At 38.8% G+C, this 11,774-nt stretch carries 12 protein-coding genes; 2 read left to right on the top strand and 10 right to left on the bottom strand.

Features of this window, described 5'->3' with window-relative positions; genetic code table 11:
- Positions 1-56: 56 nt before the first annotated feature.
- Entirely contained in the window at positions 57-767 is a 711-nt protein-coding gene (locus V6Z54_RS07815) for a GntR family transcriptional regulator (protein WP_106025390.1), read from the top strand.
- 47 nt (positions 768-814) lie between these two features.
- Here V6Z54_RS07815 and V6Z54_RS07810 read toward each other — a convergent pair whose 3' ends face one another.
- Together V6Z54_RS07810 and V6Z54_RS07805 are read right to left on the bottom strand one after the other, a co-directional pair.
- Positions 815-1,825 (bottom strand): hypothetical protein, encoded by a 1,011-nt coding sequence (locus V6Z54_RS07810; RefSeq protein ID WP_338527880.1) that lies wholly within the window; start codon positions 1,823-1,825, stop codon positions 815-817.
- Between the two features lie 102 nt (positions 1,826-1,927).
- Positions 1,928-4,111 (bottom strand): hypothetical protein, encoded by a 2,184-nt coding sequence (locus tag V6Z54_RS07805; RefSeq protein ID WP_338527879.1) that lies wholly within the window; start codon positions 4,109-4,111, stop codon positions 1,928-1,930.
- 238 nt (positions 4,112-4,349) lie between these two features.
- Between V6Z54_RS07805 and V6Z54_RS07800 the strand changes: the two genes are divergently transcribed.
- Complete coding sequence (locus V6Z54_RS07800) at positions 4,350-5,246, top strand: PhzF family phenazine biosynthesis protein (protein WP_268501880.1); 897 nt, start codon at positions 4,350-4,352, stop codon at positions 5,244-5,246.
- A gap of 39 nt (positions 5,247-5,285) precedes the next feature.
- Here the strand turns inward: V6Z54_RS07800 and V6Z54_RS07795 are convergent, their stop codons facing one another.
- From V6Z54_RS07795 to V6Z54_RS07760, 8 genes are all read right to left on the bottom strand, one after another.
- Complete coding sequence (locus tag V6Z54_RS07795; RefSeq protein WP_338527878.1) at positions 5,286-6,161, bottom strand: LysR family transcriptional regulator; 876 nt, start codon at positions 6,159-6,161, stop codon at positions 5,286-5,288.
- A gap of 8 nt (positions 6,162-6,169) precedes the next feature.
- On the bottom strand, positions 6,170-6,676 hold the full coding sequence (locus tag V6Z54_RS07790) for an LURP-one-related family protein (protein WP_144493786.1): 507 nt from the start codon (positions 6,674-6,676) through the stop codon (positions 6,170-6,172).
- A gap of 103 nt (positions 6,677-6,779) precedes the next feature.
- The gene (locus tag V6Z54_RS07785; RefSeq protein ID WP_338527877.1) at positions 6,780-7,517 is read right to left on the bottom strand and encodes an ABC transporter permease; all 738 of its coding nucleotides are present in this window, start codon (positions 7,515-7,517) and stop codon (positions 6,780-6,782) included.
- Positions 7,514-8,248 carry an ABC transporter A family member gene (locus tag V6Z54_RS07780; RefSeq protein ID WP_338527876.1) on the bottom strand — a complete coding sequence of 245 codons (735 nt, stop codon included), beginning with the start codon at positions 8,246-8,248 and terminating at the stop codon, positions 7,514-7,516. Before V6Z54_RS07780 ends, V6Z54_RS07785 begins: the two co-directional genes overlap by 4 nt.
- Entirely contained in the window at positions 8,245-8,682 is a 438-nt protein-coding gene (locus V6Z54_RS07775) for a helix-turn-helix domain-containing protein (RefSeq protein WP_326349746.1), read from the bottom strand. Before V6Z54_RS07775 ends, V6Z54_RS07780 begins: the two co-directional genes overlap by 4 nt.
- A gap of 232 nt (positions 8,683-8,914) precedes the next feature.
- The gene (locus V6Z54_RS07770) at positions 8,915-9,784 is read right to left on the bottom strand and encodes an MBL fold metallo-hydrolase (RefSeq protein WP_338527875.1); all 870 of its coding nucleotides are present in this window, start codon (positions 9,782-9,784) and stop codon (positions 8,915-8,917) included.
- A 91-nt stretch (positions 9,785-9,875) separates the two neighbouring features.
- Complete coding sequence (locus tag V6Z54_RS07765) at positions 9,876-10,373, bottom strand: AAA domain-containing protein (RefSeq protein ID WP_338527874.1); 498 nt, start codon at positions 10,371-10,373, stop codon at positions 9,876-9,878.
- 9 nt (positions 10,374-10,382) lie between these two features.
- Positions 10,383-11,699, bottom strand: coding sequence for a hypothetical protein (locus tag V6Z54_RS07760; protein ID WP_338527873.1), 1,317 nt, complete (start codon positions 11,697-11,699; stop codon positions 10,383-10,385).
- Between the last annotated feature and the right edge of the window lie 75 nt (positions 11,700-11,774).

Genomic DNA, 11,774 nt, shown 5'->3' with positions numbered 1-11,774 from the left:
TTAGGTATGTGCTATAATACAAAGACAATAAATCGTGAAAACAAAGAGGAATAGCCATGTTAAAGTATCAACAAATTGCGAGCGATATTGAAAAATATATTGTCACCCATGAGATGCAGCAAGGGGATAAGCTCCCTGTACTCGAAACACTCATGAGCCAATTTGCTGTGAGCAAAAGTACCATTATCAAATCGTTAGAATTACTCGAAAAAAAAGGAATTATCTATCAAGTGAGGGGCAGCGGCATCTTTGTTCGAAGACACCGGCGCAAGGGCTACATCAGTCTTTTATCCAACCAAGGGTTTAAAAAAGACTTAGAGGAATTTCAACTGACATCAGAGGTTTTAATGCTAGACACCATCAAGCCGTCCGAAGAAGCTGCATTTAATTTGAACATTGAACAAGATGAAGATGTTTTTTATCTAAAACGTATTCGTTACATCAATGGACAAACCTTATGTTTAGAAGAATCCTATTACCGAAAAACGATCATTCCTTATCTCAACACAGAAATTGCCGCCGATTCTGTTTTTAAATTCGTCAGTGAAGGTTTGGGACTCAAAGTCGGTTTCTCCGATATGTACTTACAAGTAGGCAAATTGAATGAAACCGAAGCGACGCACCTCGGCCTCAAACAAGACGATCCCGCTCTACGCGTCGAGACGGTCTTTCACCTCACAAACGGTCAGCCCTTCGACTTTTCGAAAATCACATATAACTACACACAATCCCAATTTTTTATTCAAGCCAATAATTATTATGGGTGATGGACGGAAAAAGCCCCTCATAAGCTGAGGGGCTTTTTGAATACAATTCACTTGTAATAGTTATAATCATTGAACGTCGCGATCATATCTTCTTGTGTACCGTTCTTCCCGCGATTTGTATTAAAATATAACGTTCCGTCATCGAAATCAACAGCTTCTATTTCAAAAAGAGTAAATGCACTGCTCGTAATTCGGAATGAAAGGTCTTTTCTAGTAAACAACTCTTTTGAAAAATCTTTTGCAGGTGTTTCCTTTTGCTCTTTCAGCATTTGATTGATATTTAACGGATATGTGAGAATAACACTCACATTAGAAGCTCCGCCGTTGGAGTCTGGCTTAGATAATGGTACATATAATGTTCCTTGGTAGAAAGAAATACCTTGAAGAATGTACTTAGAAACATCAACCTCTGATTGATTTACAATGGCTTCCTTATAATTTAATGTAAACGTTGCCTCATATTCAAACTGTCCTTTTTGGTCATTAAAATTCCCAATAAAAAAGCGATTGCCAGACCTTACAATAAACTTGTCCGCTCCAACAGAATATGTGATACCGCTAATTGATAAATTCGCCCCTTGGTATGGAAGGACATAGGATTTAGCCACTTTGTACGTATTTTTCTTCGTGTTCACACTTAACTTCACTATCTTTTTTACATACTTTACACCATCGGCCATAGGCGCTACATATAAGCTAACTTGATCATCACCTTTTTGGGCTTTCACAGCTAAGTCATTGGCATGTCCTAAGTCATTGCTAGTACTGTTGGTGTCAGAGTTTTTAAGGAGCTTCACAGTTCTATTGCCTGACGAGCCGTTCATTTTAATAGCGTACAATTGCGTCAAGTGATTTGACGTATTTATTTTTGCAGCATAAATCATATTATTATTACGATCTACAGCCATCCCTTGCATAGAAGTGTAGAACCCAGAACCTGACATTGCAGAATACGTTGTATATGTGTTGAAATACCCGGATTGTGCCTGAACAGTAGCGGACCACATACTGCAGCAAAAGATGACAGCCATTAGGATAAAATACTGCAATTTTTTCAATATAAACACTCTCCTATCATTGGAATTTATATCGTTTGGCTATTAAAAATAAAATCGTCACCATAGAAATGAACGACGATTTTTTAAAATGATCATTAAACTCTACTTTTCAGCTTTAAACGCCTTTACCGTCTTACTACTTTCCGACATGCCTTTCCCAGTGACGGTGAAGTAGAGTTTTCCTCCCTTAGCGCCTAGTTGTTTGAAAGTGACTTTTACAACCTTGCTTTTAGAAGCCGTTGACTTTCCAATAAGCTTTCCTGAAGAATGATAGATCTTGACAACATCTTGTTTTGTGAGTTTACTGACTGTGACCACGTCTTTTTTCTTTTTGTTGTTCACGATGTTGATTTGGTTGCTTTTTAACGAAGCAGACGGCTCACCTTTAAAAGAAATGGTTTGCTTTCCGCTTTCCAGCATCTTATCGCTGCTACGCGTGATATACACTTTACCGCTCTTAGTCCCAACTTGTTTAACGTACAATTTGATGGACGAGCTGGTAGCAGGTTTTGATGTGGATAGTAATTTCCCGCTTGTTGAGTAGACTTTAATCACATCTTTTTTCTTCAGTTTACTCACTGTAATGATGTCATTTTTATTTTTAAGATTATTGATTTTGACTTGGCTGGCTTTTAAAGCATCTGACTTTTCACCCTGATAACGAATTGGTACTCGATTTCCCTCTTTTAAACCAGGCTCTTTTATACTGATATAAAGCGTTCCACTTGTTTGACCCAATTGCTTAAAGGAAATCGTCAGGTTCGAGCTAGATGCAGCCTGTTGGGAAATCGCTTTTCCACCAGAAGATTGTTTAAAAACTTTGATGACTGATTGCTTTTTGATTCCTTTTATCGTCACCGTATCATTTTTCCCTTTATTGTTCGTCACCTTCACTTGGGATGCTGCAAGTGGAGATGTGACGACTTTTTTGACGGTGAAGGCTGGCAAGGCGACCTTTCTCTTTCCACTTTGCAACGTGATTGTTACTTTAGATCCTTGTTGTAATTTTCCCGTTTTCAATTTAAAATCTTTGCCCGGCGTAATGTTGAATGGTCCAAATTTCTTTTTCGTTGTGCTAGCGCTGAGTTTCGACATTGCTTTTATTGTGTTATTCGTTGAATCAGATTGCACCTCTACAATAGCTTGATCGCCAAACGTACTCATGCCATTAATGGTCTCACTTGAATCATCGATTTCTTCCACAAAAACTTTCTGTACATCTTCCTGAGATTGATCCGTTTCACTCGGATTATCAGCCATGAACGACTTGACTGTAATGAAGTCACCACCGATTAACTTTGAAACAGGAACATCATAGACGCCATTAGAGTCTGTCTGACCTTCCCCAATGACTCTTCCCTCTCCATCTAAAATATTGATCATACTTTTAGGAGTTGCAGTTCCGCCCACTGAAGTTGAAAGCTGAGTAAATGGATCAATAGTTGGAGCAGTTGATCTCAGTTGGAAAGTGGTCTCATACAAAGCATTATCATAGGAGGGTTCCAACACTTGAAATTTACTTTGATTTAATGACTTTATTGTGTTTTTGTCTAAACTCAATTCAAAGTTGCCATCACCATCTGCAGTCATCGATTGAATGATGTCACTTGATTTTTGATTTTTAAAAACGATCTTTGCATAAGGAATTCCCGTTTGGCCTTTCACTGATTTAGACCATTTTGTCATAGGAATAAGTGAGATTTTCTTAGGATTCACAATTTTTTTGTAAACGTCGATATTGCTGCCAGTCGTCATTTTCACTGTTAGGAATGTCCCTGCACTTAGGGCAGGCAGCTTCAAATGAATGGCATCATTGAATGTGCCTGAGGCAATTACTTTGCCATCTTTCATGACCTCTACTTTTGTGTTCTTCACAGTTTTCCCAGTTAACTCCTGAGAAGTATCATATATCGGATCTAATGAGCTAAAAGATTCCTTGAAAACATACACTTTGTTTGAAGAAAGCATTGTCCCATTTTGGTCATACGTATCTAACTCCGCCGTTTGACCTGAACTAATGTTCCAAGAAAACAACTTAAAGTTTCCATTACTATCTGCTTTTGCGTAGTACATATATTTAGATTTCCAGTTACTCGGAACACCCCAATCTACGAATGCAACGATTGCGTTTGGCGCTGTTTTACCTGTCAGATAATTATCACCATATTGATAACGATCAACCGTTGTTTTCGTTCCACCCTCTGTGGCACTCACACTTTCTTGTATATGAAAACTCAACATCATCACACATAGAATAGAAGCTACTAATTTCAGGACCATTTTCATAAATATATCCTCACTTTTCCTATTAATGTTTTTATATACAAATATTATATATTTCATCTGATATAGGCACAAGGGCTAATATAGTGACTAAAGACTTATATAATAATTTAAGAGATATGTTGAACTTTTCTCTATTACATGAACACTTCCGATTTAAAACATCAAAAAGATTCATTTTACGAATGCATCAAACAAACTTATGATAAACGTAACAAAAATGTATAGGAGGGTTCGTCAGATGAGAGACATTAGAGTGTATCATGTTGATGCGTTTACAACTGAGAAATTTGGAGGAAATGCCGCTGGGGTGGTGTTGGATGGTGAGTTTTTAACAGAAGATGACATGCAGAGCATCGCCAAGGAGTTGAATTTACCGGAATCCGTCTTCTTGCTGCCTGCCCATGATAAGGAAGCCGATTATCGGGTCAAATACTTCACGCCGACGGAAGAGGTCAATTTTTGCGGGCATGCGACTGTTGGATTGACTTGGCTTCTGGCGACGGAGCTAGGGCTGGCTAAAGAGAGATCAGGGGTCGTGTTAGAAACAAAGATCGGCAAGGTTCCTGTCGTATGGCACGAAGAAAATGGCAAGGTCGTTGATGTGGAAATGACTCAGGTGACACCGAAGACGCGAGATTTTGTCATTGATTTAGAAGAGCTTAGTGACATGCTTGGTGTGAGCATTGACCGCATTGATCCATCCTTTCCTATCAAATTAGCAAACACCGGTAACTGGCATCTGCTTGTTCCGATGAAGGACCAACAGGACATTGATCAAGCAGCACCAAACTTAGCGGCTTTAGCTAGAATGAATAAAGAGCATGTCATCTCGACAACCCACCTTTATACGTTCCACACCTCAAAAGAATGCGATCTTTATACGAGAGATTTTGCACCTGGGATTGGTATACCCGAAGATCCTGTGACGGGGGCAGCAAACGGGGCATTGGCTGGATATCTTTATTTGGAGGGCATCATTTCTCAGCAAGAAATCACTCACCTGAACATTGCCCAAGGCGATGCCATCGGCAGACCTGGCTTGCTTCGTATCACAGTCATTCCAAATGAATCAAAGCCGGTGATCAAAGTGGCAGGCGCAGCTGTCATCACGATCCGCGGCGTGTTGTCTTTATAAAACACCAGCTTGAATGGGGACTTCCTGTTCAAGCTGATTCTATTTAAAATGATTTTTGACCGTTTCGATCCACCTCTTGGTCGATGGGGAAGCTGCTTTGAACGATTTGAGCGCCAATTTGACCTCACGAAAGACGCTCGTCTCCAGTGGAATGACTTTCGTATGAGGTATGTGCGGCGGTAACACTAATTTTGGAATAATCGTGACCCCAAGCCCTTCTTGCACCATAGAAATGAGCGTATTGTTGTCTTCAATTTCAAACAAAACATGAGGCTTCACGCCGCCTCTTTCTTTTAACAGCTTCTTGACGAGTATGTCGCAGCCCGCTTTCGGCATGATAAAGGCTTCATCATGTAATGAATCAACTTCGATCACATTCTTCGTATGAAAGCGATGATTCTCTTGTATGAGCACCACCAATTCATCTTGAAAAAGTGGAATGGTCTCGAATTCCCTCGATGACTGCGTTAAAAAACCAACATCAACCGTGCCTGAAGCGATCCATTCCTCAATCTCCTCATAACCGCCTTCATATAACTCCAGCTTGATATGCGGATAGCATTGCGTAAAACGGTGAATAAGGCGTGGTAGAACATTTGAAGAAAAACTAGGAAATGTCCCAATCTTGATGCTCCCCACTTCCATCCCTTGAATTAGCGCCGCCTCCTGCTCAAGCAATGCCGCATGATGCAAGATTTGCCGGATATGAGGCATCACCCGCTCACCTGCGTCTGTCAACGACAGCCCGTTTCGATTCCGTCGAAGCAGCACAATCCCGAGTTCCGACTCAAGCTTTGCAATATTATGACTCACCCCAGACTGCGTCAGCCCAAGCTTCTCCCCGGCTTTTGTAAAACTGCCGCATTCGACGACTGTTAGAAATACTTTGTATTGGAATGTGATCAGTGTGCTCACCTCACTTATTAATTCGTCGTGGCCGACGACGAAGACCTAGACGCTGCTTCATCAGCTTTCACACAATCAATCGCAACAACGAGCGCAATCATCACAGGCTCCATTTCTTCTTTCAAAATATCAACCTTATAGCTGTCACCCCAAGTAAACCATTCCTTCTTCACCTGACCGATCACTTCGCCGTTCTGGAGCACCTGGAAATTCATATCCCACCAGTTACCTTGTACTTCAATCCCAGCAGCATCAATTGAATATTTTGCTTTAAAAAACGTAAACTCTTTTTTAATCGTCAATACCTCTTGACCATCAACTTCTACTAAAAACTTCGGTAAAAAGGTAAACATTTTCTTCGTAATCACAGCGATTTCATCTCGTTCTGTATTCAAAATGGTAAACGTCTTTGGCATCTTCATAAAGCTGCCTTCGACCACATACACATCGTCCTCCTGCTGATCCTTTACCGTAAACCTGCCGCTCAGACTAAATATTTTTTGTTTCATATAAAGCTGTTTCATATGTACCTCCCTCTACTTAAATGACAACTTCATTAAAGTTTATCATACAGAAAAAGGCCCAGATAACCCAGCTGTAAATTTTTTCATCAAAAACTGTACCAAACTAAGCGTTTTCCCCATTCATTTTCTTTTTAAAAGCAAAAATGGCGATAGCTACAATAACACCTGTATATCCAATCACCCACCAAAAATGCAGTGAAATTGATCCATAGTCTCCAGATAGAGCAGCTCTACTAGCGTCTACTGCGTGAGCAAATGGAAGTGCGTATGCAATATCTTTGAACCAACCTCCAACTAGATTCAAGTCAAACCATGTACCACTTAACCATGCACTCATATTCGTTAGTAGCGCTCCACAAATACCACCAACCTGCTTGTCGTTAAATATACTCCCTACTAAAAGCCCTATGCCGATAAATAGTAAAGATGTTGGTAAAAGGACAAGAATGGATAACAAAACATTGGCATCGAAAGGTAAACCTAAGAAAAATGCTGCGATAAAACTAATGATCACTTGAACAATCGCAATAGGTAGGAGTGGCACAATATACCCTACAATGTAGTCTGAGGCAGAAAGGGGTGTAGTAAATAATCGCATCAAAAATGAGGTACTTCGATCTTTAGCTATTAACATTCCGGAGAATAGTGAGATAAAAGAAAGGCCAAAAACAGCTATGCCAGGAATAAGTTGATCAATAGCAAATACATCAGTTGGATGATTCGTTTGAATAGCATGGAGTAATAATAAGATAACTAATGGAAAGCCTATACCAAAAGCTACGTTTAAAGGATCTCTTAAAATCTCTTTACCATTACGTGAAGCAAAGGCAAGTGACTTCATCTTATAACCTCCTCTTTAGTCGCTAATGACACAAACGCATCCTCAAGTGATTGGGTGTTGGTACTTTCCTTCAATTCAGCGGCTGTTCCAACAGCCTTTAATTTTCCTTTCGCCATCGTGCCTATTCGATCCGAAAGGGCTTCTGCTTCCTCCATATAATGTGTCGTGAGAATGATCGTCATATTCCCCTTTAATTTCTCAATAGTACTCCATAGCTCACGCCTTGCGATGACATCAAGACCGAGAGTAGGTTCATCAAGGAAAAGGATTTTGGGGTCTGTAATGAGTGCCATTGCAATACTAAGTCTTCTTTGCATCCCTCCGGATAAGGTTTTAGCCTTCATTTTAGATACCTCCGTCAGACTAAACGTACGAAGCATTTCCTCAACTTTTATATCAACTGTTTTCTTGTGGAATCCGTAGATCTGAGCGATTAATTCAAGATTCTCTTTAACGGATAAATTAGGAGCTACTGCCGTTTCCTGTGGTGAAACATTAATCTGCTTTTTTACTGCGTAAGAATTAGAAACAATACTGTTACCAAGAATCGATGCATCGCCGGTTGTGGGGGTGCTGAGACAGGTCAACATCTTGATCGTTGTCGTTTTACCTGCACCATTCACTCCAAGTAAAGTAAAAAGCTCGCCTTGCTCAATTGAAAGATTAAGAGAATCGACTGCAATCTTATCATCGAATTTCTTTGTTAGATTCTTTGTTTGAATTGCAATCATTCCTCATCCTCCTGACCTTCCTGTGCCTTATATATCTCGTCAGCGAACTGCAAGAAATCCTCATTCCTTACAATAGCAATTCCTTGAGCTTCATCGCCCAACATCAACAAGCTGTCTCCAGGATAGATGTTGAATATCTCCCTCGCTTTTTTGGGAATGACAATTTGCCCGCGTTCGCCAACCTTTACAAGTCCAAATATGTGTTTCCCTTTTGGTTTCACCCCTGCTACTTCTGTACCATCCAAATTATTCACGAGATCATCCAAAGCAATGCCATATAATTCAGCCAAAGCCTTACAATTGTTGATATCCGGCACAGTTTCTCCCGATTCCCATTTCGCAACAGCTTGCCTTGAAACACCAATTTTCTCAGCCACTTCTTCTTGTGTAAACCTGTGTATTTTTCGCATTTTTTTCAAATTCATATTAATCATGTTTTTCACACCCTTCATCATTATTATATAAAATCTCTTCCATTCATCTACCAACTAAACATGACATCAAAAGTTATCTTTAACTTACATTTGGCTAAATCCTAAGTTAAACCAAAAAAGCCCCCTCGAACTTAGTGGAGGGGGTTAGTTATAGTATTTATAAAGGGACGTAAGAGGATTTAAATAGTTAATCCCACACGCAAGGCATTACTACATAAGCATGCTAATGTGATCAGTGAATGACCGGATTCGCTTCATAACCATTTACAAAATAAGCAATCGTCTCTATTTCATCTTCTTTCAGTTCTCTGTTCACGTAATTTTGATATTCTTTCGTGATTTTCTGCTTATCTCCACCACATAGATCAGTGAATTTCGCAATCATCCTAAGCTTGTCCGTTTCCTGACGAAACTCCTTTTTTGTCCACGGTCTTTGGTGTGAAGGAATATACGTATCGGCATCAAAAGCATCTAACTCATCTAAAAGACGCAATATTTCCTTCACCGTATAATGAACTTTTTCGGCATACATTTTCGGATAAATGCAATCACCAAGAAAAAGGATTTTCTCTTCTTTCACATACACGATCACGGAATCAGCCGCATGATCGCCTCCAACATGCTGCACGACACAAGTAACCCCGCCAAGATCAATCTCTATCCAACGGTCAAACGTGACATCCGGTAAAACCACCTGAATATCTCGATGATTCTTATATTCTTCTTTTATCGCCTTCGCGCAAAACTCAATCTCCGTTCCTTCCCTCACCCGCTCATCAATCGCCTCATCTGACCACGAAAACGGAACAAGCTCCTCCATTTTCTTTCTTGTCTGTGCAGAAGCAATTGAAACCGTATCAGGCAGCGCAGGCAGACCAAAGATATGATCCCAATGCCAATGCGTGAGGACAACCATATCGGGCGAAGCGTTCTCGTGTTTTAAGGTTTCTTTGATAAAGTATTTGGCATGATCTTCTGAATTACCAGCATCGATCATTAATGTTTTGTTATTGCCTACGACCATACCTAGGATGGGGCGGTCAGTGAGTGATATTGGTGTGATGTAGGAGAAGGTTTGGCCTATTTTTTTGATTGTGTGCATGGTGTGCCTGCTTTCTTAGATTGTATATTGAAGTACTACTTACGCAGCTGGGTTACAAGCCAGTTGTACGTATATGTTATAAGTTTGAAATTCACTTATTATTATAGTCATTAATAATTGAAATAGTCTTGTTTGCAACGTCACTTCCAAGAGATGCATACAATTTCTTATCACCAATAATATAAAATTCTTCTTTAGCACGAGTGGCCGCAACATTCATTATATTGGGGGCGGAAACAGCCCATTTTGCTGCTCCACTGCTATTTGAATCTGCTCCTAGGACAAAATAGACAATTTTCGCTTCTCTTCCTTGAAAAGTATGAACAGTACCTACATTTATCGGTTTACCTTCTTTTCGTTTAGTAAAGCGGATTTCATCTAAAACTCGCGCAATTTGATATGCAACATTTCTAAAAGGAGATATTACATAGATATCATCAGCTAAATCTGTATTTGCTTGTAACCGCTCAGTAATTTGTTTTTTCAGTAACTCAGCTTGTTCATTAACATATTTGTCATTCGCCTTTCCAACAGAATGAAGCCACTCTGAAGTCCCTTGCACCTCATCTTCGTTTTTACCTTGTACCATTAAACCATCCTATGATATTTCATTAGAAATCGTGAACATCGGATAGTTTGAACGTCTATGTACCCACAGTGGAATACCAACCCATTCTTCTTCGTTTTTTTGGAAACCATACTGACTAGTATCGTCTACTATTGTTTGAGTGGATGCATCAGCAGAGACAAACTTTTCGTCTACATTATAGTGTCTTCCAATCAAAGTTAAAACATTTGGATCTAAAGTTAATACTGGCTTTATTTGTGAGGGGTCCCCAACAACCATTACTTTTTTACTTCTAACAATGGCGCCAACACTTGCCTGTGGTAATGCTTGACCAGCCTCGTCAATGAATAAGTTGCCTATTGAATTTTCCTTGAGGTTTTTAAACATTCGACCAAAACTTGCAAAAGTAGTGCTGATAACTGGCACAGCGAAATTGATCCATTGCCATGCTTCTGAAATTAACTCATGGCCATTTTCTTTCGCAATGTAATTTGATTGTTTATTCCAGATCATCCTTGCAGCTTTTAAATTCCTTACGTTCTCATTGAGGAATTGCTTTCTAACTTTTAAAGCCGAAATAAATAATTCTGATTGTAAAATACGAAACCCCTTTGTATACCAAGGATTAGACTTTTGAAGTTCTTCGTATGATAGAGAAAAATCTATTTCCTTAATTCCATTTTGTGATTTGAACTTTTCAAATGCATCAATTTCTTTTTTCATTTTTTCCAGATCATTGTTCTTAGCATTCACCCATCGTTCAAAGATAGATTTTCTTTCCTCCATTTGTTTTTGAGTATACTCTTTTTTAACACCATTTTTCTCTAGATGATTTTCAAGCTGTCTATAATTATTTAAAAGTGTTGTTTTTTGTTGAGTTAGATCATTTAAGTGTTCATTCACGTTGTTTAGATTATTGAAATAATGTTCAACTTTAGACTTATTAAATATTTTCTGAAACCATAAAAAACTCGGTTTTTGTGAAGTAAGAACATGATAATTTCGTTCAGCTTGTACTTCTTCCCTTGATAAATTTTCAAGTTCAACAGAAACATTAGATAAAGCTTTTTGAAATTTTAATCCCTCTTCTCTAAGTCTCTCTAATTCAGTTTTGGCTTCTTTTTCATTACTAGCCAAGACAGTTTGCTTTTCCGTTTTCTCTATTTCAAATTCTTTAACTTCATCTATATATTTGATATTTAGTTTTCGTATTTCATATAATTTTTGGCTATATTTTTCGGCTTTGTCTCTTTCAACTTCCAATTTATTATAATGACGAGGTTCTATTAACAAATAAATAAAAGTAATATTTAAAAATTTGAAAATGTAACTAAGAAATTCTTCCACTCCTTTTATTTTACTTAAGTCTCTCTGAGAGTAAAATAAAAATAGGAGAGGCTACAACGCCTCTCCTAAATACTT

Source organism: Bacillus sp. MAG717A (assembly GCF_036884855.1).
In the GTDB taxonomy this organism is placed as follows: Bacteria; Bacillota; Bacilli; order Bacillales; family Bacillaceae; genus Bacillus; species Bacillus safensis.
This window is presented reverse-complemented; position numbering and strand designations above follow the sequence as displayed.

Coding starts and splice junctions, on each gene's coding strand:
- V6Z54_RS07815 (WP_106025390.1), top strand. CDS start 57: ATGTTAAAGTATCAACAAATTGCGAGCGATATTGAAAAATATATTGTC.
- V6Z54_RS07805 (WP_338527879.1), bottom strand. CDS start 4,111: ATGAAAATGGTCCTGAAATTAGTAGCTTCTATTCTATGTGTGATGATG.
- V6Z54_RS07800 (WP_268501880.1), top strand. CDS start 4,350: ATGAGAGACATTAGAGTGTATCATGTTGATGCGTTTACAACTGAGAAA.
- V6Z54_RS07790 (WP_144493786.1), bottom strand. CDS start 6,676: ATGAAACAGCTTTATATGAAACAAAAAATATTTAGTCTGAGCGGCAGG.
- V6Z54_RS07785 (WP_338527877.1), bottom strand. CDS start 7,517: ATGAAGTCACTTGCCTTTGCTTCACGTAATGGTAAAGAGATTTTAAGA.
- V6Z54_RS07780 (WP_338527876.1), bottom strand. CDS start 8,248: ATGATTGCAATTCAAACAAAGAATCTAACAAAGAAATTCGATGATAAG.
- V6Z54_RS07775 (WP_326349746.1), bottom strand. CDS start 8,682: ATGATTAATATGAATTTGAAAAAAATGCGAAAAATACACAGGTTTACA.
- V6Z54_RS07770 (WP_338527875.1), bottom strand. CDS start 9,784: ATGCACACAATCAAAAAAATAGGCCAAACCTTCTCCTACATCACACCA.
- V6Z54_RS07765 (WP_338527874.1), bottom strand. CDS start 10,373: ATGGTACAAGGTAAAAACGAAGATGAGGTGCAAGGGACTTCAGAGTGG.